This window comes from Falsirhodobacter deserti (assembly GCF_004015795.1).
In the GTDB taxonomy this organism is placed as follows: Bacteria; Pseudomonadota; Alphaproteobacteria; order Rhodobacterales; family Rhodobacteraceae; genus Falsirhodobacter; species Falsirhodobacter deserti.
Genome location: NZ_ML137218.1, coordinates 942,863 through 966,858, shown reverse-complemented (window position 1 = coordinate 966,858; position 23,996 = coordinate 942,863). Strand labels below are relative to the sequence as shown.

29 protein-coding genes and 1 tRNA gene are annotated in these 23,996 nt (G+C 63.1%); 11 read left to right on the top strand and 19 right to left on the bottom strand.

The features are described 5' to 3' along the window. Positions 1-45: 45 nt before the first annotated feature. Positions 46-468 (top strand): VOC family protein, encoded by a 423-nt coding sequence (locus tag JX25_RS04920; RefSeq protein WP_128253961.1) that lies wholly within the window; start codon positions 46-48, stop codon positions 466-468. Here JX25_RS04920 and ribD read toward each other — a convergent pair whose 3' ends face one another. The 7 genes from ribD to JX25_RS04885 form a co-directional block, all read right to left on the bottom strand. Next, complete coding sequence (gene ribD / locus JX25_RS04915) at positions 469-1,533, bottom strand: bifunctional diaminohydroxyphosphoribosylaminopyrimidine deaminase/5-amino-6-(5-phosphoribosylamino)uracil reductase RibD (RefSeq protein ID WP_338323022.1); 1,065 nt, start codon at positions 1,531-1,533, stop codon at positions 469-471. Continuing rightward, complete coding sequence (nrdR, locus tag JX25_RS04910) at positions 1,530-1,997, bottom strand: transcriptional regulator NrdR (RefSeq protein ID WP_128253959.1); 468 nt, start codon at positions 1,995-1,997, stop codon at positions 1,530-1,532. Before nrdR ends, ribD begins: the two co-directional genes overlap by 4 nt. A gap of 40 nt (positions 1,998-2,037) precedes the next feature. After that, positions 2,038-2,445, bottom strand: coding sequence for a secondary thiamine-phosphate synthase enzyme YjbQ (locus JX25_RS04905; protein ID WP_128253958.1), 408 nt, complete (start codon positions 2,443-2,445; stop codon positions 2,038-2,040). After that, on the bottom strand, positions 2,445-2,810 hold the full coding sequence (locus JX25_RS04900) for a hypothetical protein (protein WP_128253957.1): 366 nt from the start codon (positions 2,808-2,810) through the stop codon (positions 2,445-2,447). The genes JX25_RS04905 and JX25_RS04900 overlap by 1 nt, the downstream gene beginning before the upstream one ends. Further along, a complete protein-coding gene (rpoD, locus tag JX25_RS04895; protein WP_128253956.1) occupies positions 2,810-4,786 on the bottom strand; it encodes an RNA polymerase sigma factor RpoD in 1,977 nt (658 codons plus the stop codon). Before rpoD ends, JX25_RS04900 begins: the two co-directional genes overlap by 1 nt. Positions 4,787-4,874: 88 nt before the next feature. Continuing rightward, positions 4,875-6,761 (bottom strand): DNA primase, encoded by a 1,887-nt coding sequence (dnaG, locus tag JX25_RS04890; protein WP_128253955.1) that lies wholly within the window; start codon positions 6,759-6,761, stop codon positions 4,875-4,877. A gap of 80 nt (positions 6,762-6,841) precedes the next feature. Then, entirely contained in the window at positions 6,842-8,269 is a 1,428-nt protein-coding gene (locus JX25_RS04885) for a Glu/Leu/Phe/Val family dehydrogenase (RefSeq protein WP_164876063.1), read from the bottom strand. Between the two features lie 201 nt (positions 8,270-8,470). Between JX25_RS04885 and JX25_RS14770 the strand changes: the two genes are divergently transcribed. Further along, a complete protein-coding gene (locus JX25_RS14770; protein ID WP_164876062.1) occupies positions 8,471-8,635 on the top strand; it encodes a hypothetical protein in 165 nt (54 codons plus the stop codon). After that, positions 8,632-8,871: a DUF167 domain-containing protein gene (locus tag JX25_RS04880; RefSeq protein ID WP_128253954.1), complete on the top strand. Its 240-nt coding sequence runs from the start codon at positions 8,632-8,634 to the stop codon at positions 8,869-8,871. The genes JX25_RS14770 and JX25_RS04880 overlap by 4 nt, the downstream gene beginning before the upstream one ends. Positions 8,872-8,890: 19 nt before the next feature. Here the strand turns inward: JX25_RS04880 and JX25_RS04875 are convergent. After that, a tRNA-Thr gene (locus JX25_RS04875) sits at positions 8,891-8,966 on the bottom strand. A 119-nt stretch (positions 8,967-9,085) separates the two neighbouring features. Here JX25_RS04875 and JX25_RS04870 point away from each other — a divergent pair. Continuing rightward, positions 9,086-9,955: a hypothetical protein gene (locus JX25_RS04870; protein WP_128253953.1), complete on the top strand. Its 870-nt coding sequence runs from the start codon at positions 9,086-9,088 to the stop codon at positions 9,953-9,955. A 3-nt stretch (positions 9,956-9,958) separates the two neighbouring features. On the opposite strand, the gene JX25_RS04865 is transcribed toward JX25_RS04870, so the two are convergent. Beyond that, positions 9,959-10,213 (bottom strand): DUF2312 domain-containing protein, encoded by a 255-nt coding sequence (locus JX25_RS04865; protein ID WP_128253952.1) that lies wholly within the window; start codon positions 10,211-10,213, stop codon positions 9,959-9,961. 12 nt (positions 10,214-10,225) lie between these two features. Next, on the bottom strand, positions 10,226-10,819 hold the full coding sequence (locus JX25_RS04860; protein ID WP_128253951.1) for a malonic semialdehyde reductase: 594 nt from the start codon (positions 10,817-10,819) through the stop codon (positions 10,226-10,228). Positions 10,820-10,898: 79 nt separating this feature from the next. On the opposite strand from JX25_RS04860, the gene JX25_RS04855 reads away from it, so the two are divergent. Further along, complete coding sequence (locus JX25_RS04855) at positions 10,899-11,114, top strand: hypothetical protein (protein ID WP_128253950.1); 216 nt, start codon at positions 10,899-10,901, stop codon at positions 11,112-11,114. A gap of 57 nt (positions 11,115-11,171) precedes the next feature. Further along, positions 11,172-11,591, top strand: coding sequence for a protein tyrosine phosphatase family protein (locus JX25_RS04850; protein ID WP_128253949.1), 420 nt, complete (start codon positions 11,172-11,174; stop codon positions 11,589-11,591). A 5-nt stretch (positions 11,592-11,596) separates the two neighbouring features. On the opposite strand, the gene JX25_RS04845 is transcribed toward JX25_RS04850, so the two are convergent. Continuing rightward, positions 11,597-12,472, bottom strand: a complete 876-nt coding sequence (locus JX25_RS04845) for a FliM/FliN family flagellar motor switch protein (protein WP_164876061.1) — start codon at positions 12,470-12,472, stop codon at positions 11,597-11,599. Positions 12,473-12,639: 167 nt separating this feature from the next. Between JX25_RS04845 and JX25_RS04840 the strand changes: the two genes are divergently transcribed. Then, complete coding sequence (locus JX25_RS04840; RefSeq protein ID WP_128253947.1) at positions 12,640-14,229, top strand: OpgD/OpgG family glucan biosynthesis protein; 1,590 nt, start codon at positions 12,640-12,642, stop codon at positions 14,227-14,229. A gap of 30 nt (positions 14,230-14,259) precedes the next feature. Here the strand turns inward: JX25_RS04840 and JX25_RS04835 are convergent, their stop codons facing one another. After that, on the bottom strand, positions 14,260-15,264 hold the full coding sequence (locus JX25_RS04835; protein ID WP_128253946.1) for an LLM class flavin-dependent oxidoreductase: 1,005 nt from the start codon (positions 15,262-15,264) through the stop codon (positions 14,260-14,262). A gap of 51 nt (positions 15,265-15,315) precedes the next feature. Then, the gene (locus tag JX25_RS04830; protein WP_128253945.1) at positions 15,316-15,852 is read right to left on the bottom strand and encodes a DedA family protein; all 537 of its coding nucleotides are present in this window, start codon (positions 15,850-15,852) and stop codon (positions 15,316-15,318) included. Between the two features lie 171 nt (positions 15,853-16,023). On the opposite strand from JX25_RS04830, the gene accB reads away from it, so the two are divergent. Genes accB through aat form a run of 3 tightly spaced genes read left to right on the top strand, consistent with a single transcriptional unit; the run spans position 16,024 to position 18,509 of the window. Beyond that, complete coding sequence (accB, locus tag JX25_RS04825) at positions 16,024-16,509, top strand: acetyl-CoA carboxylase biotin carboxyl carrier protein (protein WP_128253944.1); 486 nt, start codon at positions 16,024-16,026, stop codon at positions 16,507-16,509. Positions 16,510-16,516: 7 nt separating this feature from the next. Further along, positions 16,517-17,866 (top strand): acetyl-CoA carboxylase biotin carboxylase subunit, encoded by a 1,350-nt coding sequence (gene accC, locus JX25_RS04820; protein WP_128253943.1) that lies wholly within the window; start codon positions 16,517-16,519, stop codon positions 17,864-17,866. Positions 17,867-17,870: 4 nt separating this feature from the next. Beyond that, on the top strand, positions 17,871-18,509 hold the full coding sequence (aat, locus tag JX25_RS04815) for a leucyl/phenylalanyl-tRNA--protein transferase (RefSeq protein ID WP_128253942.1): 639 nt from the start codon (positions 17,871-17,873) through the stop codon (positions 18,507-18,509). Here aat and JX25_RS04810 read toward each other — a convergent pair. The 6 genes from JX25_RS04810 to JX25_RS04785 form a co-directional block, all read right to left on the bottom strand. Continuing rightward, positions 18,479-18,835, bottom strand: coding sequence for a DUF2155 domain-containing protein (locus JX25_RS04810; RefSeq protein ID WP_128253941.1), 357 nt, complete (start codon positions 18,833-18,835; stop codon positions 18,479-18,481). The two genes, aat and JX25_RS04810, sit on opposite strands and share 31 nt — an antisense overlap. Continuing rightward, entirely contained in the window at positions 18,832-19,314 is a 483-nt protein-coding gene (mlaD, locus tag JX25_RS04805) for an outer membrane lipid asymmetry maintenance protein MlaD (protein ID WP_128253940.1), read from the bottom strand. The genes JX25_RS04810 and mlaD overlap by 4 nt, the downstream gene beginning before the upstream one ends. Next, entirely contained in the window at positions 19,311-19,688 is a 378-nt protein-coding gene (locus JX25_RS04800; protein WP_128253939.1) for an NADH:ubiquinone oxidoreductase subunit NDUFA12, read from the bottom strand. The genes mlaD and JX25_RS04800 overlap by 4 nt, the downstream gene beginning before the upstream one ends. Positions 19,689-19,763: 75 nt before the next feature. After that, positions 19,764-21,023, bottom strand: coding sequence for an ATP-dependent Clp protease ATP-binding subunit ClpX (gene clpX, locus JX25_RS04795; protein ID WP_128253938.1), 1,260 nt, complete (start codon positions 21,021-21,023; stop codon positions 19,764-19,766). A 95-nt stretch (positions 21,024-21,118) separates the two neighbouring features. Beyond that, positions 21,119-21,748 carry an ATP-dependent Clp protease proteolytic subunit gene (locus tag JX25_RS04790; RefSeq protein WP_128253937.1) on the bottom strand — a complete coding sequence of 210 codons (630 nt, stop codon included), beginning with the start codon at positions 21,746-21,748 and terminating at the stop codon, positions 21,119-21,121. Between the two features lie 89 nt (positions 21,749-21,837). Further along, on the bottom strand, positions 21,838-23,130 hold the full coding sequence (locus JX25_RS04785; protein WP_128253936.1) for an ATP-binding protein: 1,293 nt from the start codon (positions 23,128-23,130) through the stop codon (positions 21,838-21,840). Between the two features lie 64 nt (positions 23,131-23,194). Here JX25_RS04785 and JX25_RS04780 point away from each other — a divergent pair, with 64 nt between their 5' ends. Further along, positions 23,195-23,974, top strand: a complete 780-nt coding sequence (locus JX25_RS04780) for an MBL fold metallo-hydrolase (protein WP_164876060.1) — start codon at positions 23,195-23,197, stop codon at positions 23,972-23,974. The last annotated feature ends 22 nt before the right edge of the window (positions 23,975-23,996 follow it).

Below are 23,996 nucleotides of genomic sequence, written 5' to 3'. Positions count from 1 at the left end.
CCGCGCCCCTTCGACGTGTTAGCTTCCCCGCGAAAGGAGAACCCGATGAAATACCTACATACCATGGTCCGCGTAAAGGACCTCGAAGCCTCGATGGCCTTCTTCCGCCTTTTGGGGCTTGAGGAAACCCGCCGCAAGGAAAGCGAGGAAGGCCGCTTCACGCTGGTGTTCATGGCCCCTCCCGGACAGCCCGAATGCCCGGTGGAGCTGACGTATAACTGGGATGGCGACGAAGGACTGCCGTCGGACAGCCGCCACTTCGGCCATCTCGCCTATGAATGCGACAACATCTATGACCTCTGCGCCAAGCTTCAGGATGCGGGCGTGACGATCAACCGCCCGCCGCGCGACGGGCATATGGCTTTCGTGCGCAGCCCCGACAACATCTCGATCGAGTTGCTGCAGAAAGGCGATCGCCTGCCGCCGGCAGAACCGTGGTCTTCCATGGAAAACACCGGCCACTGGTGATCAGGCGCGCCACCGCGTCAGAACATCGCCGCCAATGCGGCGGTGTTCGATCAGGGAAAGGCGCGGGGCATCCGCCAGCGCGCTGCCCCCCAGCGTTTGCAGCGCAGGAACGCCATCAGCCCCTACCGCGATCCCTGCGGTGAAGGTTGCAAGCTCGTCCACCAGCCTTGCGCGCAGAAGGGCCGCCGCCACATGTGCGCCGCCTTCGCTGAAGATGCGTGTGATTCCTTCGGCGGCGATGGCCCGCAGCACGGCCTCAGGCTCCATCCCCGGAACGGATATGGGCTTTGCGCCTGCTTTCGCCCATGCGCTGCTGTCAGCCGTCCCATCATGCACCATCCAGACCGGCACCTGCCCCGCCGAGCGGCCAAGCCGGCTGTTCACCGGCAAGCGAAGACGGCTGTCCAGCACGATCCGCACCGGCTGGCGCGCTGCGCCCATGTCGCGAACGGTCAGTTCGGGATCGTCGGCCATGGCCGTTCCGATGCCGACCATGACCGCATCATGTTGCAGGCGCATCAGGTGGACCAGGCGACGCGATTGCGGCCCCGTGATCCAGCGGCTTTCCCCGCTGCGGGTGGCAATGCGCCCGTCGATGGTGGTGGCCAGCTTCAGCGTCACATGTGGAAGCCCCCGTTCCACCCGCTTGAGAAAGCCGGCGTTCAGGGCCCGCGCCTGCCCGGCAAGAACCCCCTCGGTGACTGCCACCCCCGCGTCGCGCAGCATCGCATGGCCGCGGCCTGCCACGCGCGGATCTGGATCGGTCAGCGCCGTCACAACCCGTGCCACGCCCGCGCGGATCAGCGCGGCGGAACAGGGCGGCGTTTTTCCGAAATGGGCGCAAGGTTCCAGCGTGACATAGGCCGTGGCGCCGCGTGCAAGATCGCCTGCCTGCGCCAGCGCCCGCGCCTCGGCATGGGGGCGCCCGCCGGGCTGGGTCCAGCCGCGCCCGACCACCCGTCCCTCGCGCAGGATCACGCACCCCACGGCAGGGTTCGGCCAAACGCTGCCCAAGCCACGCTGCGCAAGGGCCAGCGCGTGGGCCATGTGATCCTGATCGCTCACTCTTCGCGCAGGGTGGCGGGACGCAGTTCGGCCACGAACTTGTCGAAATCGTCAGCCGAATGGAAGTTCTTGTACACGCTGGCAAAGCGGACATAGCCGACCGCGTCGATCCGGGCGAGGCTTTCCATCACGATCTCTCCGATCACCTTGGAAGGGATGTCGGTATCGCCCATGCTTTCCAGTCGCCGCACGATGCCCGAAATCATCTGGTCCAGACGCTCCTGCTCCACCGGGCGTTTCTGCATTGCGATACGGATCGACCGTTCCAGCTTGCTGCGATCGAAGTCCTCGCGCTTGCCAGAGCTTTTGATGACAACCAGATCACGCAGTTGCACGCGTTCATAGGTGGTGAAACGCCCGCCGCAAGCAAGGCAAAAGCGGCGACGGCGGATGGAGACGTGATCCTCGGCCGGGCGGCTGTCCTTCACCTGCGTGTCGATATTGCCGCAAAAAGGACACCGCATCCTGCTTCCCCTAATCCATATATTGCGCCTGATTGTGGCTTTAACTCAACAGATGCGCAACCACTTCGCGCCGGTGTGGGGCATCACGATGTTCGAAGACATAAATGCCTTGCCAGCGCCCAAGCGCCAACCTACCGCCGCTGACGGGGATCGACAGGCTAACGGGCAGAAGGGCCGCCTTGATATGCGCAGGCATATCGTCCGCCCCCTCGTAGGTGTGCGTCAGGTATGACATTGCCGGATCCGTCGAAGGCGGCACCAAGCGCGCGAAGAACTCGCGCAGATCCGTCTGCACCTCGGGATCCGCATTTTCCTGCACCAGAAGCGAAGCAGAGGTGTGACGGATGAACAGCGTCAGCACCCCGTCGCCCGTCACCCACTCCGCCACGTCGCGCGTAATCTCGTAAAGACCCTGTCCGCGCGTGGGGATGGTGAAGCTGGTTCGCATCAGCGGGCCAGCGGATACCGCGCGTCGCAAAGCGAAGCCGCGAACCCTGCCGACAGGTGATCCGGCGGCGGAAAAACGGCCACGCCGGTGTCGCCAATCGCCCCTTCGGGCGAGATGGAAACCGTCATCCCCTCGCCCCGCGCCAGCGGGCGCGGAGAAAGACGGTAGATCGGCGTGGTCGGCAGCATGGCAAGATGATTGTCGACAAACTGCCCCGCGGCACACCAATACTGCCGCGCGGCCGACCCCGGCTCGTAGCGCACGGTGAAGCGCTGCGCATCACCGCTGACCACATAGCTTTCCTTGGTGATGTAGGCCTGCGCGGGCGCTGCAGCCAGTGCCGCCACGATGGCGATGTATTTCATCATTGGTCCAGGAAGCTCCGCAATTTGCGCGAGCGGCTGGGGTGCTTCAGCTTGCGAAGCGCCTTCGCTTCGATCTGACGGATCCGCTCGCGGGTGACGCTGAACTGCTGGCCCACCTCTTCCAGCGTGTGGTCGGTGTTCATGCCGATGCCGAAACGCATCCGCAGAACACGCTCCTCGCGCGGGGTCAGGCTGGCCAGAACGCGGGTCGTGGTTTCCTTCAGGTTTTCCTGAATGGCGGAATCCAGCGGCAGAACCGCGTTCTTGTCTTCGATGAAGTCGCCCAGCTGGCTGTCTTCCTCGTCCCCGATCGGGGTTTCGAGGGAGATCGGCTCTTTCGCGATCTTCATGACCTTGCGGACCTTGTCGAGCGGCATCTGCAGCTTCTCGGCCAGTTCCTCGGGCGTGGGTTCGCGGCCGATCTCGTGCAGCATCTGCCGCCCCGTCCGCACCAGCTTGTTGATCGTTTCGATCATGTGCACCGGGATACGGATCGTCCGCGCCTGATCCGCGATGGACCGGGTGATCGCCTGACGGATCCACCACGTTGCATAGGTGGAGAACTTGTAGCCGCGGCGATATTCGAACTTGTCCACGGCCTTCATCAGGCCGATGTTGCCTTCCTGGATCAGATCCAGGAATTGCAGGCCGCGGTTCGTGTATTTCTTGGCAATGGAGATCACGAGGCGCAGGTTCGCCTCGACCATCTCCTTCTTGGCCTGACGGGCTTCCTTTTCACCCTTCTGGACCTGCTGCACGATGCGGCGGAATTCGCTGATGTCCACGCCGACATACTGGCCGACCTGCGCCATCTCGGCGCGCAGTTCCTCGACCTTCTCGCGGCTTTTCTCCATCAGGGTCTGCCATCCGCGACCCGCCTTCGCATTCATGCGATCAACCCAGGTCGGGTCCAGCTCGTAGCCCTGATATTCGTCGATGAATTCACGACGGTTGATCCGCGCGGCATCGGCCAGCTTCACCATGCCCGAGTTGATGGACATGACGCGGCGGTTGATGCCATAAAGCTGGTCAACCAGCGCCTCGATCCGGTTGCTGTTCAGGTGCAGGCTGTTGACCAGCACGACCATCTCGGCACGCAGCTTCTGATAGGCGGCTTCGCCGGCAAACCCTTCGCCACCCATGGTCGACCGCATCCGGTCGTCCTGCATGTCCGAAAGGCTTTCGTAATTGCGGGCAATCGCGTCGAAGGTCGCCAGCGCGTCGGCACGCACGGATGCTTCCATCGCTGCGATGGACATGGCCGAGGCGTCGTCATCCTCGTCATCGTCGTCGTTGCGGATGGGATTGCCATCAGCATCCAGTTCCGGCTCGGACGAGTTCTGGCGCCGCTGCTGCGTGTCGGAAACCTCCACGCCTTCCAGATCGACGCCTTCCATTTCGCCATCGGCATCGATGGCCGACCCGAAGGTGGCCTCAAGATCGATCACGTCGCGCAGCAAAATTTCTTCCGCCAGAAGCTCGTCGCGCCAGATGGTGATCGCCTGGAAGGTCAGCGGGCTTTCGCACAGCCCCGCGATCATCGTGTTCCGGCCAGCTTCGATCCGCTTCGCGATGGCAATCTCGCCCTCGCGGCTCAGAAGCTCCACCGAGCCCATCTCGCGCAGGTACATCCGCACCGGATCGTCCGTGCGATCCAGCGTTTCGGACGTGGTGCCGGCCACGGCAACCTCGCGTGAGGTGGAGGTGGCTTCCACCACCGCGCCCGCGGTTTCCTCTTCGGTCTCCGCCTGCTCGCGCACTTCGATGCCCATCTCGGACAGCATGGCCATCATATCCTCAATCTGGTCGGAGGAGACCTGATCCTGCGGAATGACGGTGTTCAGCTGTTCATACGTGATGTAGCCCCGCTCGCGCGCTTCGGAGATCATGCGCTTGACGGCGGCCTGGCTCATGTCCAGCGAAGAATCGGTCTCCTGATCTTCGTGTTTGCCGTCGTCGTTGTCTTTGACTGCCATGGTAGCTCCTAGCGGAAAATGCCGGGGCGGTGCGAATCGCCACGGCGGTCTCGAATCAATAACGCGAATCACGCAGCGTGTAAGCGCCTCAGCCCCTTTTCTTGACCCAGATCTGGCTGTCGATCAAACTTTGCAGATGCTTTGACAAGGCGGAGCGGTCTTCGCCCAGGTCAGTGGCATCGTCAAGGCGGGTTCGACCGGCATTGTTGCGTGCCTCTGCCGCCTGGCTCAAACGCCACGTCAAACCCTCGTCGGCCAGCCCTTCCATATCTTCCATCGCCTCGCGGATCTCGATCTCGGCGCCCAGTGCCGCGTCGAGCTTGGCAAACTCTTCAGCAAGGCACATGCGGGCAAGATCGGCATCCTCGGGGTTCCGGACAGGCGGGGAAATCCGAACATGGGGAAGCGCCAGCAGCCTTTCAAGGGCGTCATGCGGCACCGTTTCATGTGCCAGAAGCGCATGTTGCACGGCCTGATGATCGGGATGGGTCACCGCCAGACGCTCGATCGAGCTTTCGAAGGCGGGAACCAGCGCGGGATGCGTCGCAAAGCCCGCGAGGATGACGGAAACGCGCAGGTCGCGGGTCATCGCCTCCTCGGCCGTTGCCAGAAGGGACTGGCGCGCGGCAGCGGTGGGCACGGCGGCCTGTGCGGGACGTTTACCCGGAACGAAAGGCGTACGGGTGCGGCGGATGCCGAAAAGCTCCCACCGCAGCCGTTTGAGCTCCTCGCCGTAATGGTGGCGAATCGATGGATCGGCGATTCGCGAGATCGCCGCCCGCAGCGTCTTGTCCAGCGCCGCCCGCCGCTCCGGACTGTCGAAGACCTTGCCTTCCGTTTCACGCCGCCACAGCAGGCCAACCATGGGCGAGGCTTCGTCCAGCACCTTCTGGAACCCCTGCGCGCCCTGCGCCCGCACCAGATCGTCAGGATCAAGGCCGGCGGGCATGACGGCGAATCGCAGGCCCTTCCCCGCCTCCAGCAGCGGCAGAGCCAGATCGATCAGGCGCATCGCTGCCCGAATGCCCGCAGCATCGCCGTCCAGCGCGATCACGGGTTCATCCGCGATGCGCCACATCAGGCGAAGCTGATCCTCGGTTATGGCAGTTCCCAAAGGGGCGACGGTGGCGCGGAACCCCGCCTCGGACAGGGCAATCGTGTCCATGTAGCCTTCGGCCACGATCAACGGCTGCCCCTTGCCCGCAGCTTCGCGCGCTGGGCCATGGTTGAACAGGTTGCGGCCCTTGTCGAACAGGTCCGTCTCGGGGCCGTTCAGGTATTTCGCGCGGGCATTGGGGTCCATCGCGCGCCCGCCAAGGCTGATCGCCCGCCCCCGTGCGTCGCGGATCGGAAAGATGATACGGCCGCGGAAACGGTCATAGGGCGCACCGCCGTCATCCGGCCTGGCGCACAAGCCCGCCTCAACCAACAGATCAGGCGCGATACCTTTCGCCGTCAGCGCCTGAAACAGTCCCTGACGCTGATCCGGCGCGAAGCCGATCTCCCACCTGTCCTGCGCCTGCGGATCAAGACGGCGGCCCGCCAGATAATCCCGCGCGCCTGCGCCCTGCCCGGATTTCAGCATCAGGCGGTAATGTTTCACCGCTTCTTCCATCACCTGTGAAAGCTGGGCGCGGCGATCCAGCTTCTCGGCGGCCTTCGGGTCGCGCGCGGGCATGGTTAGCCCTGCCTCGCGGGCAAGGATCTCCACCGCCTCCATGAATCCGACGTTTTCGGATTCGCGCACAAAGGTCAGCGCATCGCCCTTCGCATGGCAGCCGAAGCAGTAATAGAAGCCCTTGCGGTCATCTACGTGGAAGCTGGCGGATTTTTCCTGATGGAACGGGCACGGTGCCCAGAAGTCGCCTTTGCCCTGGTTGGACTTGCGCATATCCCATGTGACCTTGCGCCCCACGACCGAGGACAGCGAGATCCTGTTGCGCAATTCATCGAGGAAACCGTGCGGGAGCGACATGACCGTCTATATCGGTCCGCCTTGGGGCGGAGTAAAGCCCCAACGTCCCCGCCCGAAGCAGGCGGGGACGCAACATGTGCTTACAGCCCCTTGGACTGATAGGTGGCCGCAACGCGGCTGATCGAGACGATATAGGCGGCCATGCGCAGATCCTCGACATCGTCGCGCCCGTGCCAGACCTCGCGCATCGCCTGATAGGCCGTGCGCATCGTGTCATCGAGGCCGGAGCGGACAAGATCCAGTTCGCCCGCGCCGTGAAGGTATTTCTTCTTGAAGTTCGGCGAAAGCGTCCAGCCCAGCCCCTTGTCTTCGGAAAGACGCTCCAGCTCGTTCACCAGCAGTTCGTGCCGCGCTTCTTCCGCCCGCCGCTGCATCCGGCCAAAGCGGATATGGGACAGGTTCTTCACCCACTCGAAATACGAAACGGTCACACCGCCGGCGTTGGCATACATGTCAGGGATGATCACGGTGCCCTTCTTGCGAAGGATCTCATCCGCACCGAAAGTAACGGGACCGTTTGCCGCTTCGATAAGCAGCGGGGCCTGGATCCGTTCGGCATTCCCACGATGGATCGCACCTTCCATCGCTGCGGGAATAAGGATGTCGCACTCCGCCTCCAGCAGCTTCGCGCCGTCTTCCACGAAGGTCGCACCCGGATAATCACGAACCGAGCCTGTCTTGATGATCCACTGGCGCACATCCTCGACATCAAGGGCTTCGCCGGTCAGCGCCCCGTCCCGCTCGATGATCGCGGTGATCTTGGCGCCGTCTTCCTCGGACAGGAACTTCGCGGCGTGATAACCCACATTGCCAAGGCCCTGCACGATCACACGCTTGCCGTCCAGGGATCCGGACAACTTCGCCTTGGCCACATCCTCGGGATGGCGGAAGAACTCGCGCAGCGCATACTGGATGCCACGGCCCGTCGCTTCGACGCGCCCCTGGATCCCGCCTGCGTTCAGCGGCTTTCCGGTAACGCAGGCCTTGGCGTTGATGTCGGTGGTGTTCATCCGCGCATACTGGTCGGCGATCCATGCCATCTCGCGCTCGGACGTGCCCATGTCGGGGGCCGGGACGTTCTGGGCAGGGTTGATCAGGTCGCGCTTGATCAGCTCGTACGCGAAGCGGCGGGTGATCAGTTCCAGCTCCCGCTCGTCATACTGGCGCGGGTCGATGCAAAGACCGCCCTTGGAACCGCCGAACGGGGTTTCCACCAGCGCGCACTTATAGGTCATCAGCGCGGCCAGCGCCTCAACCTCGTCCTGGCTGACGTTCAGCGCGAAACGGATCCCACCCTTCACAGGCTCCATGTGTTCGGAATGAACAGAGCGGTAGCCGGTGAAGGTTTCGATCTTGCCGCGCAGGCGGACCCCGAAACGCACCGTGTAGGTGGAGTTGCAAACCCGTATCTTCTGCTCCAATCCCGGCGACAGGTCCATGTGGCGCACGGCGCGATTGAACATGAGATCGACCGATTCGCGGAAGCTCGGCTCTCCGGAGCGGATCATTCTGCCCTCCTATGGCTTTACGGGGCGGACGCTAGCGCGGCGCAGAGAGATAGCCAAGCCTTTGTAATCATCCGGCCCGGCTTTTCCCATGCCCGCCTGCGGGTTCTGGCGCATCGGGCCGCAATAGGTCAGGATCATGTGGCGGAAACCCTTCCGCAGGTCACATATTGGGTTGACCACCCAGCAAGGCCGGAGGCCACCATGACGACCAAACCTAAAACGACATGGGAAAGCACGAACGCAGCCGCAACCGCGATCATCGACGCGGAAACTCAGGCGCGTGATGAAAAGACAGCCCGCCTGCGGGCCGCCCGCAAGGAGGCCGAGGAGGACATCCCGAAAAAGCCCAAGGGCCGCAAGAAGTGACCCGATCCGGTCGCCGGATCGCCGTCCGCGTCACGCCCAAAGCCTCGCGCAACGAGGTGAAGGCTGACGGGGATGGCGAACCGTTGCGCATATATGTGACAGCGGCGCCAGATGACGGAAAGGCGAACAAGGCGGTCCAGAAGCTTCTGGCGAAACATCTGCGCCTGGCACCGACCAGCCTTACGCTGCTGAAAGGCGCCACAGGACGCGACAAGGTGTTCGGGATCGAGGAATAGGCCGAAGCGTTTGCTGCGATGGTGCCCCCAGAGAGACTCGAACTCCCGACCCGCTGATTACAAATCAGCCGCTCTACCAGCTGAGCTATAGAGGCATCGGGGTGTATTACCCTGTGCGGCGGCGGCTGGCAAGGGCGTCATCACCACATATCTGGTTCACGCCGTAAGGCGGTCGGGCTATAGAAGCCCGTGGCGGATAACTAACAGGAAGCAGATGGAAATCGCGATCCACCTTGGCGTTCACTGTACCGATGACGAACGGCTTTTACGCTGCCTAACTGCGAATGCGGCCATGCTTCGGGCCGAAGAGGTTGCCGTTCCCGATCCCGATGCCTATCGCGTCCTGCTGCGCGATGCGGCTGGTGCCCTGCAAGGCGCCCCCGCAAGCCAGGAAACCGAAGATGTCATGCTGGAACAGATCCTGGACGATACCAGGCGGCCCCGCCGGATGATCCTGTCCTGGGACAACTTCCTGTCCTTTCCGCAATGGGCGGTGCGCGGCGGCACACTTTATCCGACGGCACCAAAGCGGGTGCAGGCGCTGAACCAGACGTTTCCGAACCAGCAGGTCGCCTTCTTCATGGCGATCCGCAACCCTGCCACCTTCCTGCCGGACCTGTGCGCGCGCAAGCGCAAGCCGCTGGCCGAGATGCTGGGCGGCGGCGATGCGGAAGCCCTGCGCTGGTCCGAAACAATCGCCGAGATCATCTCGTACAATCCGGACATTCCGCTGATCGTCTGGTGCGACGAGGACACGCCGCTGATCTGGCACGAGATACTGGAGGCGGTCACTGGCCTTCCCGATGGCACGACCCTGCAGGGCTGGGACGATCTTCTGCATCACCTGCTGGAGGAGGAAGGCTTTCGCGCCCTTCATGCGGCGCTGGCAGAAACGCAGGCTCCGGCACATCGCCGGACCATCATCGCCCATCTTCTGGAGGAATTCGGCCGCCCCGAGGCGTTGGAGGATGAGTTCGACATGCCGGAATGGGATCAGGCGACCGTGGACCGCATGACCCACGCCTATGATCAGGATGTCGAACGCATCCGGGCGATGCAGGGGGTGACGTTCCTCACCCCCTGATCGTCAATGCATGCCAAGGGCTGACTTGTACATGTCCATGATCGCCTCTTCCTCGGCGATCTCGTCCGGCTTGCGCTTGCGCAAGGCGATGACCTTTTTCATCACCTTGGTGTCATAGCCCCGGCCCTTGGCTTCGGCCATCAGCTCTTTCTGCTGCTCGTTCACATCCTTTTTCTCGGATTCGAGCTGTTCGAAACGCTCAATGAACTGGCGAAGCTCGTCCGCGGTGACGTTATAGGAATCGAGGGGATCGCTCATGTCGTCCTTCGGTCAGATAATGGTGGAAGTGAAGTCAACGGAATGGCGCGGGCGTCCGGGACGCAGCGCCGTTTCATCGCCGAAGCCGAGGTTGACCAGCATGTTGACCTCCCAGTCAGGGTGGTCGGCCAGAAACGCTTCGGCGATCTTGTCCTTGTGGATGCCCGTCATCGGGCCGCAATCCAGCCCAAGGGCGCGGGCCGCCATGATGAAATATCCGGCCTGAAGCGTGCCGTTCTGCGCCGCGCTGGCGCGGGCGAAGTCCGGGTTGCCGCCATACATCCCTTCGGCATCGAAACCGGGCGCAGCTTCGGCCATGTGGCGGAAGAAGGCGCGGTCAAAGCACAGGATCGCGGTGGCCGGCGCGGCCATGGACTTGTCGACATTGCTGCCCATCAGGCCGGGCTTCATCCGTTCCTTCGCCTCGGCCGAGCGGACGAAGATCACGCGCAACGGCTGTTGGTTGAATGCCGTCGGACCGGTCGAGGCAAGCTGCACCACCTGCATCAGCAGATCGTCCGAGACGGGGCGATCCAGCCATGCGCTATGGGTGCGCGCCGTGCGGAACAGCGTCTCCAGCGCTTCGGGGGCGATCGGTTTGGTCATCGTCATCTCCAATGGCGAGTGCTTGCCAGCATCGTGGGTTGGGGTTACGCCGTTGGGGCACGGAATGGAAGGGGTGGCAATGGCGTGGCTTGTGGCATTGGGCGCAGTCTTGTGCCTTGGCGGTATCGGCGGGCTTGGCTGGTGCATCATGCAGGCCCTGCGCGCAAGGCGCGAAGGGCTGGAGGGCGAGGTGCTTCAGGCGCGTTTTCGCAAGCTGACGCTGGTGAACACCGCTGCGCTGGGCGTGTCGGCGCTGGGGCTGATGATGGTGGTGGCAGGTGTCATCCTGTCGTGACGGTTGCCGCCCCGCCGGCGCGGCGCTACTCTGACCGCCAAACCGCAGGGAGACATCATGGACATCCGCCAGATCACCGACAATTACGCCGTTTCGCCCCAGATCGGGCTGGAGGACGTGGCCACCCTGCGCGAGGCGGGCTTCACCACCGTGATCGACAACCGCCCCGATGAGGAAATTCCTGCATCGCTGCATGCAGACAAGATGCGTTCTGCCGTGGAAGCCGCCGGAATGGTTTTCGTGGACAACCCGATCACCCCCGGCAACCTGACCATGAATGCGGTCGAGGCGCAGCGGCAGGCGATCGATGCGTCCCAAGGTCCGGTTCTGGCCTATTGCGCTTCGGGCAACCGCAGCTCGATCATCTGGGCCCTGGCCTATGCGGCCGAGATGGACACGGACGATCTGATCGCCCTGCCCGCACGCCACGGATACGATCTGAACCATCTGCGCCCAACGCTTGAAAAGATGCGCTGAGGGGATCAGCCCGCGGCGCGCAGGGGAACAACCTCCGCCGCGGGCCCTATCGAGATGCGGATGGCTCGCATGCCCTTGTTCTGGCCAAGGCGCCCGGTCGCAACCGTGGCCCCGCATCCGGTTTCGCAGGCCACCTGCTCCACCGAGGCGCTTGGAAGCGGGATCGTCTCGCCCACTTTCAGGCCGATGACCGCAGCCAGCGGCACCGTCATGCGGCAAAGAACGGCCTCCAGCGCCGTTTCGGCCTCCATCACCTGCGCGGCAAGGTCGCTGCGAAATGCCGTTTCATCCCGCGATGAGTCTTTGCCCGCGGGCGCCGTTCCCCGCCCCTCGGTCGGAAGGGCCAGCATCAGCTGCGCCTGACGCGTGCCGGCCAGCGTCACTTCCGCGATCAACACCCGCAGGTCGGCTTCCGGCAAGGCCAGCTTCAGCGAATCGGTATCGGGCAGGAAGGTGTCGCAACCGAAACCCGCCGCCCAGACACGATCAGCCTCATCCTCCAGCAGTTTGGCAAGGCCCGACAGCGCCGCATCCATCACACCTGCGGCAAGTGCACCATCGGTTCGGGTGGGCTTGCGCGGGTGCCATTTCGGCGCAAGACGGCGCGTCATCTGCACCTCAACCAAGGCCGAGGTCAGGGCCGGTGACAGCACGGCTGCGCCGCGCCCGCCCTCAGGCCCGGCCACCATCAGTGCAAGCGCATGTTCGGGAACCCTGGCCACGAAGGCCGCAGCTGCCATCACTTCGATACGCGCGGCCGTCACCAGAAGGTCCAGCCCCGCATGTTCCATCGCGGCGCGGTTCAGCGCCTGCCGCCATGCCCGCTCTGCCCCGCCATCCTGCGGTGCGGGGCGTACCAGTTTCTGCCGGATGATCGTCACATCGTCCCTCCTGATCGGCCCCACGTTTCCCGCATAATCCTTAACGGGACGTTGAGGCAAATCGGCAAATCCTCGCGCGGGTTGATTACCCCGCGGCATGCTGCCCCTTGCGTCCCGCGTCCGGTCAGGCACTTCATCACCCACCCTTTGCAGAACCGAGAGATTCGATGTCGAAGACCATGTTCCGCCTGTTGTCGGCCACCGCCCTGTCGGTCGCGCTGCTGGTTCCGTCCGTGCACGCGCAGGATGCGCCGCAGCGCGGGGCCGCGGCGGAAACCCATCTGGGCCAGGCGCAGGCCTTCAGCTTCGACATCCTGTCGGGCCGCGCCCGGGATCTGGCAACGCAGCCATTCCAGCCGGTGGAACCGCGCCATCCCGACATTCTTGACCGGATCGATTTCACCGCCCATTGGAAGATCCGCTTCCGGAACGACCAGACGTTGGAAATCGGCGACGCGCCGGTGCAGTTCTTCCATCTTGGCCGCTATTTCCAGCAGCCCGTCCGCATCCATCAGGTGCAGGACGGCGAGGCGCGCGAGATCCTGTACGACCGCGACTATTTCGACATGCCCAAGGACAGCCCTGCAACCGAATTGGGCAACGACACCGGATTTGCGGGCTTTCGCGTGATGCGGCCCGATCTGAAGACCGACTGGATTTCCTTTCTTGGCGCATCCTATTTCCGCACCGACGGTTATGCCCGCCAGTACGGATTGTCCGCCCGGGGGCTGGCGCTGAACACCGGCACCGCCGCAACCGAAGAATTCCCCCGCTTTACCGAGTTCTTTCTGGAAAATGCCGAAGATCCGTCGAAGGACCTGATCATCACTGCGCTGATGGACAGCCCAAGCGTGACCGGCGCCTATCGCATGGTGCTGTCGAACCGGAACGGGCTGGGGCAGATCATTGACGTGCAAAGCCGCCTGTTCTTCCGCTCCGGCGTCGAACGTCTGGGGGTCGCGCCGCTGACTTCGATGTTCTGGTTTTCCGAATCCAACCGTTTTGCCGCCGCCGACTGGCGCCCCGAGGTGCATGACACCGACGGGCTTATGATGCTGACCGGCAACGGCGAGGAGATCTGGCGCCCGCTGAACAACCCAGACCGGGTTGTCACCTCCACCTTCTCGGACACCGATCCGCGCGGCTTCGGCCTGCTGCAACGCGACCGCAACTTCGAGAATTATCAGGATGACGGCGTGTTCTATGACAAGCGTCCGTCTGTCTGGGTGGAGCCGACCTCGGACTGGGGCAAGGGCGCGGTGACCTTGGTCGAGCTGCCGACAAATGACGAGGTTTACGATAACATCGTCGCCTTCTGGACACCGGAACAGGCACCGCAGCCGGGGCAGCAGATGGAGTTCAGCTATCGGCTGCATTGGGCGAAGGATGTGCCGGTTGAAGAAACCGTTGCCCGCACCAGCGCCACCCGCATCGGCGAAGGCGGCTATCCGGGCAATCCGCGCCCTGCCGATCAGGTGAAGATGCAGATCGAGTTCACCGGCGACATCCTGCGGGGACTGGCGGCGGATGACGTTACCGCCGAGGTCCAGCTTCCCCAAGGGGTGGAGCCGATCGATGCAGGTGCCATTCCGGTTGTCGGAAAAGACGGCACGTTCCGGCTGACCTTTGATGTTCGATCGGACGCCGAAACACTGGATATCCGCGCTTTCATCGCTGACAAGGACGGCCTTCCGCTGACGGAAACATGGCTGGGCCAAATCCATCCGCGCCAGATCGCCTATCTGCGCCAGCACTGACGAAAGGCCGGCCAAAGCCGGCCCTTCTCATCACGCCGCTGCGGGCAAAACCAGATCGCCAAGCACCTCGGCCGCGATGGCGAAGCTGCGCTTACGTGCGGCGTGATCGTGGATCATCCCTGTCACCATAACCTCGTCCGGTTGGTACCGATCCACCAGCGCCCCAAGCTGCGCCCGCACTGTCGCCGCAGATCCGGTCGCAGAGATCGAAAGCGCCTCGTCGGCGCTGGCAAGAAACTGCTCCGGCACAACGGAAGCGATATCCTTCACCGGGCGGGGCAGCTTGCCGGGGCGGCCGAGCCGCAGATTGGCGAAGCTTTGCTGCGACGATGTGCGAAGATATGCTCCTTCTTCATCGGTTTCGGCGGCGAACACATTGGCAGCCAGCATGAAATACGGCGCATCCAGAAAACGCGACGCGCGGAAGGTGCCACGATATGTGTCGATGGCCGCCTCCAGCGCCTGTGGGGCGAAATGCGATGCGAAGGCATAAGGCAGCCCCAGATATGCGGCAAGCTGGGCCCCGAACAGGCTGGAACCGAGGATCCAAACAGGCACCTGCGTTCCTTCACCCGGAACGGCACGGATGCGGACGTCCAGCGGTGCATCGTCGAAATACTGGATCAGCTCCACCACATCCTGCGGAAACGTGTCGCCCGCATCCATGTTGCGGCGCAGCGCCCGTGCAGTGCCCATGTCGGTGCCCGGTGCGCGGCCCAGCCCCAGATCGACGCGACCCGGAAACAGCGTGGCCAGTGTGCCGAACTGTTCCGCGATCACCAGCGGCGCGTGGTTGGGCAGCATGATCCCCCCCGCCCCGACGCGGATGCGCGAGGTGTGGGCCGCGACATGCCCGATCACGACCGAGGTCGCGGCCGAGGCGATGCCCGGCATGTTATGATGTTCCGCCAGCCAGAAGCGGTGATAACCGAGCGCCTCGGCATGTTGCGCCAGATCGACTGTCTGGGCCAGCGCCTCGGCGGTTGTCTGCCCCTCGGGCACTGGCGACAGGTCCAGCATGGAAAAACGTTGCATCGGGTTCCCCTTTCGGCCCCGATATAGGAACTTTACCGGCCGCTTGAAGTGTCAGCCCGCCACCAGCTGCCAAAGCCAGCCCAGAACATTGCCCCCGATCTCTCCGGATTTCGGAACGGCGAAGGCCCAGGCAACGGCGCCCAGAAGGTTCCAGCCGATGAAGCGCGCGAAGGGCATGTCCGCAATACCGGCCATCAGGAACACGACTGCCCGCAGCGGCCCGAAGAAGTGCCCCACCAGCAGCGCGGCGCCACCCCAGCGGGCAAACGCTTCGCGGCCGCGATCTGCCAGATCGGGATTGTTCGACATCGGCCAGCGGCCAAGCACCCATCCTCCGTAATACCGCCCGATCCACCAGCTGGCGGAGGACCCGATGATGGCGCCGATGCTGGCCCCCGCCCAGATTGGCAGAAAATCAACGCCGCCCGTTGCCACAAGCGCGCCCACCCCCACAAGAATGGCGGTGGAAGGAATCAGGATCGACACGATGGGCGTGGTTTCGGCCAGCGCGAAGAGCAGCGCAATCCAGAAAGCCCAGCCGCGATGCGCCTCGACAAAGGCGATGATGTTGTCGATGATATTGTCCACGCGCCCTCCGCAGCAGGTTATCCGAAAGCCGTAGAACGGGACAAGCGTCGGTGCAAGCACGGGATTTGGGCGCTTTCCCTCAAGGGACGGGTCGCGTATAACGCTGGCGATCCGCGCCCCGCAGGCGCCCATTCGCAACAAAGGCCGAACGGCCACACACCCGAGGACGGCATGAGCAAGCAATCCCCCGAACAGGACGTCGATTTCATCAAGGCACTGGCAGAACTGCTGAACGCCAATGACCTGACCGAACTGTCGGTGAAACGGGAATACGGCGACGACGACAGCCTTGAAGTGCGCGTGGTCAAGCAGTCGAACGTTGTGACCATGGCCGCGCCCGTCGCCGCCGCCGCGCCGGCCCCGCTGCCCGCGCCGGGTTCCGCAACCGCAGCAGCAACGGTGGTTGAAGATCCCGCGCAGCATCCGGGCGCCGTCACCTCGCCCATGGTCGGCACCGCTTATGTCGCAGCCGAACCCGGCGCGACGCCCTTCGTGACGGTTGGTGCAACGGTCACGGAAGGCCAGACCCTTCTGATCATCGAAGCAATGAAAACGATGAACCATATTCCGGCCCCCAAGGCCGGCACGGTGAAGCGCATTCTCGTCGGTGATGGCACTCCGGTGGAGTTCGGCGCGCCCCTGATGATTATCGAGTGAGGCGCGGATGTTCACCAAGATCCTGATCGCCAACCGGGGCGAGATCGCGCTGCGAGTCATCCGGGCCTGCCGGGAAATGGGGATCACCTCGGTTGCCGTGCATTCGACCGCAGACAGCGATGCGATGCATGTGCGCATGGCGGACGAATCCGTCTGCATCGGACCGGCCTCCTCGTCCGAAAGCTATCTGAAGATGGCGTCCATCATCTCGGCCTGCGAAATCTCGGGGGCCGAGGCGGTGCATCCGGGCTATGGCTTCCTGTCGGAAAACGAAGGCTTCGCGCAGGCGCTGGCCGATCACGACATCACTTTCATCGGCCCGACTGCAGAACACATCCGGGTGATGGGTGACAAGATCACCGCGAAGGAAACCGCCAAGATGCTTGGCATTCCCGTCGTGCCGGGATCGGAAGGTGGCGTGCCCGATTATGAAACCGCGCTTCGCGTGGCGGAAGATATCGGCTTCCCCGTCATCATCAAGGCAACCGCCGGCGGCGGCGGTCGTGGCATGAAGGTCGCGCGTGACGCCTCTGCGCTGGAAGTGGCTTTCCGCACGGCACGGTCCGAAGCGAAGGCGGCCTTCGGCAACGACGAAGTCTATATCGAGAAGTACCTTCAAAAGCCGCGCCATATCGAGATCCAGGTCTTTGGCGACGGCAAGGGTAACGCGGTCCATCTGGGCGAACGCGACTGCTCGCTTCAGCGCCGCCACCAGAAGGTGTTCGAGGAAGCCCCCGGCCCCGCGATCACGCCGGAACTGCGCGAACGTATTGGCAAGATCTGCGCCGAGGCCGTGGGCAAGATCAAGTATATCGGCGCCGGCACGATCGAGTTTCTGTACGAAGACGGCGAGTTCTATTTCATCGAGATGAACACCCGCCTTCAGGTGGAACACCCGGTGACCGAAGCCATCTTCGGCGTCGATCTGGTGCGCGAACAGATCCGCGTTGCCGCTGGCCTGCCGCTGTCCTTCACGCAGGAGGATCTTGTCATCAACGGTCACGCGATCGAGGTTCGTATCAACGCCGAGCGTCTGCCCAACTTCTCGCCCTGCCCGGGCCGCGTGAATGTTTACCACGCGCCGGGTGGCCTTGGTGTGCGAATGGATTCGGCGCTTTACAGCGGCTATTCGATCCCGCCCTATTACGACAGCCTGATCGCCAAGCTGATCGTGCACGGGCGCGACCGCGAAGAAGCGCTTGCCCGACTGCACCGCGCCTTGGGCGAGCTAATCGTGGACGGCGTGGACACGACCGTGCCGCTGTTCGACGCCCTGCTTCAGAACCCCGAAATCCAGCGGGGTGAATACAATATTCACTGGCTGGAAAAGTGGCTGGAGCAGACCTTCAGCAAGTAAGGCGATGCTGACGCCCGACCGCCTGTTACAGGCCTATGCCATGGGGATCTTCCCCATGGCAGACAGCCGCGATGATCCCGACCTGCATTGGGTCGAACCACGGATGCGCGGCATCATTCCCCTCGACAACTTCCATATCTCGCGATCCTTACGCCGCAGCCTGTTGCGGGCGGATTACGAAGTTCGCGTGAACCATGATTTCATCGGTACCGTCCGGGCCTGCGCCGCGCGCGAGGAGACATGGATCAGTCACCGCATTGAAGACCTGTATCTCGGCCTTCATGCACTGGGCCACGCCCATTCATGCGAGGTGTGGCGTGATGGCGACCTGATCGGCGGAACCTATGGCGTTACTCTCGGGGCTGCGTTTTTCGGCGAAAGCATGTTTTCACGAAAGACAGACGCTTCGAAGATCGCACTTGCCTGGCTGGTGCATCGCCTGAATGCCGGCGGTTTCCGCCTGTTCGACACCCAGTTCCTGACACCGCACCTTGCCAGCCTTGGCGGGATCGCAATTCCGGCCCGCCGATATCAGAAGCTTCTTGCCGCAGCGCTGGAAGATGAGGCGATCTTCGAGCCTGAAGGATATTGCCCCACGGCCGCCCGAATCGTTCACATGCAGTCGAGGACCCACACATCATAGCGTGGGTGGTCTAAAGCCGACAGTGCCGGACTTGAAGCGATCATCCAACCCTCGAAGACAGGTGGGCCTACGCGCGTGTCGGTTATGGTAAGATGTGCATAAGCATCCGACGTGGGATCCGATGCCGGATACCGGCATTCGTCCATCTGGATCGTCAGAAACCCTTCCGTCACCGACTCTCCATCAGCCAGCGAAAGATCACTGGTTGCACCCGTGACCTTGTCCAGCCAGCGAACGGTTCCGCCCGCCGCGCTGGAGGCGCTTTCGATATCCTGCGCCATGGCAGGCGCCGCGATCAGCGCCAGAAGCCAAAGCACGCGCTTCATGGCATTGCCGGATCGGAAGTGCTGCCGCTGTCACTCTCCCGACCGCCCACAAACGCCATCAACAGCGAAATCAGGCTGACAGAGCCCTGCGTATCCTCGATCTCACCGCCCGGCTCGACATTTTCCAGCGCACCGCCGGGCTGGATTTCAACGAAATTGCCGCCCAGCAACCCTTCGGAAGAAATCAGCAGCGACGAATCCAGCGGAACTTCGATCCCTTCGGGAACGGAGATCGTTGCATCAGCGAAGAACGTCTGCGGGTTCAGCGACAAAGAGGTGACGGTTCCGATCTTCACACCAGCAAGCCGCACGTCCGTGCCCACGCCGATGCCATCTGCGGTGCGGAAGCTGCCATGCAGCGTATAGCTGCCGCCGCTGCCGCCCAAACCGGCGATCTGCCCTGCATAAAGAACAAAGGCCACTGCGGCGGCAAGAACCGCCCCGCCGACCACAACTTCTGTCGTATTCCGTGTCGTCATTCCGGCTGCCATGCCTCGTAATCGCGCCGCTCCACCGGCTCAACCCGGCGCAAGGATCCTGCCGGCGCATAGGCGGCGGGCGTCCCGGTCAGATTTTCCTGGTGCGGCTTTTCCCAAACCTTGTGCGTCAGCGGACGGCTGGTCGGTGGTTCGTCCCAGGTGTGGTGCAGCCAGCCGTGCCAGTCGGGGGAAACGCGGCTTGCCTCGGACTCGCCGTTATAGATGACCCAGCGGCGCTTGCCGTCCTTGGTCTGATAGAAGACGTTGCCCTGATCGTCCTCACCCACCTTCTGGCCGTTGCGCCACGTCCAGAACTGGGTGTTCAGCGTCTGGCTGTTCCACCACGTCAAAGTCCGTGTGAGCGTCTGAAACATCCGAGCCTCCGCCTCTCTGCCCCGTCTATGACAAAAGGCGGGAGCAGGGTCCACCCCCGCCCCCGCACAAACGCGTCAGCCTGCCGAAGCCGGCTCTTTCTTTTCACTGTGCACTATCAGCGGCTTGCTGCCCTTGGTCACGGCTTCTTCGTTCACCACAACCTCGGCCACGCCATCCATGCTCGGAAGTTCGAACATGGTGTCCAGCAGGATATCTTCCATGATCGACCGAAGGCCGCGGGCGCCGGTCTTGCGCTTGATCGCGCGCTTGGCGATGGCGGTCAGCGCATCATCCGTGAAGGTCAGCTGCGTGCCCTCGATGTCGAACAGGCGCTGATACTGCTTGACCAGCGCGTTCTTCGGCGCGGTCAGGATCGTGACAAGTGCGTCTTCATCCAGATCCGTCAGCGTTGCCAGAACCGGCAGACGGCCAACGAATTCCGGGATCAGGCCGAACTTCAGCAGATCTTCCGGCTCCAGTTCCGAGAACAGCTCGCCCACGCTGCGGCCATCGGGATCCTTGACGTCAGCACCAAAGCCGATGCCCGAACCCTTGCCACGCTGCGCGATGATCTTGTCGAGGCCCGCGAACGCACCGCCGCAGATGAACAGGATGTTCGTCGTATCAACCTGCAGAAATTCCTGCTGCGGATGCTTGCGCCCGCCCTGCGGGGGCACGGAGGCAACGGTGCCTTCCATGATTTTCAGCAGCGCCTGCTGCACCCCTTCGCCCGACACGTCGCGGGTGATGGACGGGTTGTCGGACTTGCGGGTGATCTTGTCGACCTCGTCGATATAGACGATGCCGCGCTGCGCACGTTCGACGTTGTATTCCGACGCCTGCAGCAGCTTGAGGATGATGTTCTCCACATCCTCGCCCACGTACCCGGCTTCCGTCAGCGTGGTCGCATCGGCCATCGTGAACGGAACATCAAGGATGCGGGCCAGCGTCTGGGCCAGCAGCGTCTTGCCGCAACCCGTGGGGCCGATCAGCAGGATGTTCGACTTCGACAGTTCGATATCCGTCTTCGACGAATGGTTCAGCCGCTTGTAGTGGTTGTGGACAGCGACAGACAGAACGCGCTTGGCATGGACCTGCCCGATAACATAGTCGTCCAGAACCTTGCAGATCTCGCTCGGGGTGGGAACCCCGCCTGCGGTCTTCAGGCCTGTCGTCTTTGTTTCTTCGCGGATGATATCCATGCACAGTTCGACGCATTCATCGCAGATGAATACGGTCGGACCTGCAATAAGCTTGCGAACCTCGTGCTGGCTCTTTCCGCAGAACGAGCAGTAGAGGGTGTTCTTGCTGTCGCCGCCGGTCGTGTTCGCCATCGTTGTCCTCTGGGAAGCCCCCGGCCCAGCAAGGGGGCCGGAACATTAAGGGTTCAATGTAGGCCAGTCGCCCGGCCTCCACAATCGCAAAACCGTCAGGTTGCCGGTTCAGCTTTCCCGCGGCTTTCGACGGTCTCGTCGATCAGGCCCCAGGCTTTTGCATCTTCTGCAGACATGAAATTGTCACGTTCAAGCGCGGCTTCAACCGTTTCGTAGTCATTACCCGTGTGACGGACGTAGATTTCGTTCAGGCGGCGCTTGAGTTTTTCGGTTTCGCGGGCATGGATCATGATATCCGTCGCCTGCCCCTGATACCCGCCCGAAGGCTGGTGCACCATGACGCGGCTGTTGGGCAGGCTGAAGCGCATGCCCTTTTCACCGGCCGTCAGCAGCAGGCTGCCCATGGATGCGGCCTGCCCAATCACCAGTGTGGAGACCTTGGGCTTGATGTACTGCATCGTGTCATAGATCGACAGGCCAGAGGTGACGACACCGCCGGGGCTGTTGATATACATGCTGATTTCCTTGGACGGGTTTTCCGCCTCCAGGAACAGAAGCTGGGCACAGATAAGGCTGGACATGCCGTCATGGACGGGGCCCGACAGGAAGATGATCCGCTCCTTCAGCATGCGCGAGAAGATGTCATAGGCACGCTCGCCACGGCTCGTCTGCTCGACGACCATGGGGACAAGCGTGTTCATGTATGTGTCGATCGGATCTTTCATCTGCCCTGCCCTTCGCATGCGTTGGGAACATTCCCCCGGTGTTGCCCGAGTCTTAGTCATGCCTGCCGCCACCCGCAAGGGCACCCGGCTCAGCGCGCCAGTACGATCTCGGCCCGCAGCCCGCCCATGTCCTCACTTTCCAGCAGGCGAAGCTTTCCGCCGTGGCTATGCGCGATATCCGCGGCGATCGACAACCCAAGCCCCACGCCCCCGCCGCGATTGGGATCCCTCTCCTTCCCGAGGCGTGAAAACGGGGTCAGGGCCTCCTCTCGCATCTCTTTCGGGATGCCGGGACCGTCATCCTCCACCACAAATCGGATATTGGCCGGCGTGGCGATCAGGCTGACACGCGCCGAGGTGCCATAGCGAACCGCGTTGTTCACCAGATTCTCCAATGCACGCGAAACCGCCTGCGGGCGCAGCGGTACCACCGCATCGCCGGCGATGCCCCCCGTCTGCACGGACTGGCCCATGCGCTGCGCATTCGCGACCACCTGATGCACCAACTCGCCCGCGTCCACATGCGCCACCTCCTCGGTCGCATCACCGCGGCTGAAGGCCAGAAACTCGTCAACCAGCCGCTCCATCTCCTGCACGTCGCGCAGCAGATCCGCCGCTTCCGCCTCGTCCATCATGGCCAGCTCCAGCTTCATGCGCGTCAAGGGCGTGCGCAGATCATGGCTGATTCCCGAAAGCATCAGCGTGCGCTGCTCGATGAACCTTTCGATCCGGTTGCGCATTTCCAGAAAAGCGGTTCCCGCTGCCCGAACCTCCAACGCGCCGCGCGGCCGATACGGGATGTTGCGCCCCTTCCCGAAGGCCTCGGCGGCGCGAGCCAGCTTGGCGATGGGACGCAGCTGGTTTGCAAGAAACAGAAAGGCGATCACCGTCATCAGCACGGAGGTGACGATCATCAGCACCAGCAACTGGTGGGGATTGGACGCGGAAACGCGCCGCCGGTCGACCTCCACGTTGATCGGCCCGCGCGACGTCTGCATCAGCAGGCGCACGGCGCGGTTGTCATGCTGCAGATCCACCGCAGTCAGCGGCAACCCGTTGCGCAGCGTGCTGATGATGACGCGCCCCGACAGATCCCAGAAGTCCCGCCGGTCGGCCTGGATCTCCCACTCTGCCGGTGCCACCAGCTTGAACTGCAATCCGTCGGCGACCCGCTGCGCCTCGGCCGGATCGGCATCGTAGGTGTTCAGAAGATAGCTCAGCTCGATCTCCAGCCCGCGGGACATCTGCTCGGTCACGCCTTCGTAATGCCGCTGGATGAACTGCAACGAGAACACGAGCTGGATCGTCAGGATGGGGACGATCAGGATCAGCGCGGCGCGGCCGGAAAGGCTTCGGGGCAAGGGGATGCGGGATATGGCCATGCCGTGACAGTAACGGGCGCAGGCAAAGGTTCAATCCCCCGCCCCGGCGTATATGATGCGCATCATGACACAGATACGCTGCCTGCTTGCACCCAACCCGTCCGCCATGACCTTCCGGGGGACGAACACCTATATCATCGGCGAGGGAGAGGTTGCCGTCCTTGATCCCGGCCCCGACGATCCGGCCCATCTGGCAGCCATTCTGGAAGCGACAAAGGGCGAACGGATCACCCATATCCTGCTGAGCCACGACCACAAGGACCATTCGATGCTTGTTCCCGGGCTGAAGGCTGCGACGGGCGCGCCCCTGTGCGGATATGATAGCCCCAGTTCCGCGATCCGCCCCGACATCGCGCTGCAAGACGGGCAAATCCTTGAAAGCACTTCCTGGCAACTGGAGGCGATCCATACCCCGGGCCATTCCGATGATCATCTTTGCTTCGCCGCAGGTAACATCTGCCTGACGGCCGATCATGTCATGGGGTGGGCTTCCACGGCGATCATCCCGCCGCGCGGACGGCTGCGCGACTACATGGAATCGCTTGCAAAGCTGGAGACGCGTCCGTGGCAACGCTTCCTGTCCGGCCACGGCGACCCGATCGAGGATCCCGCGAAGCGCCTTGCCACCCTGCGCGCCCACAGGCAGGCCCGTGAAGCATCCATCCTTCGCCTTCTGTCGCAAGGCCCTTCCACGCTGGACGGGATCGTGAACAGCCTCTACGCGCGCATCGCCCCTGGCCTGCGTCCCGCGGCACGCCACAACGTGAACGCGCATGTGATCGCCCTGTGCGAAACAGGCCAGGTGCAGATGCAGGATGACAGGCTTGAAATGGCGCAGCCATGAGGATTCAGACCTCTGGCTTTGG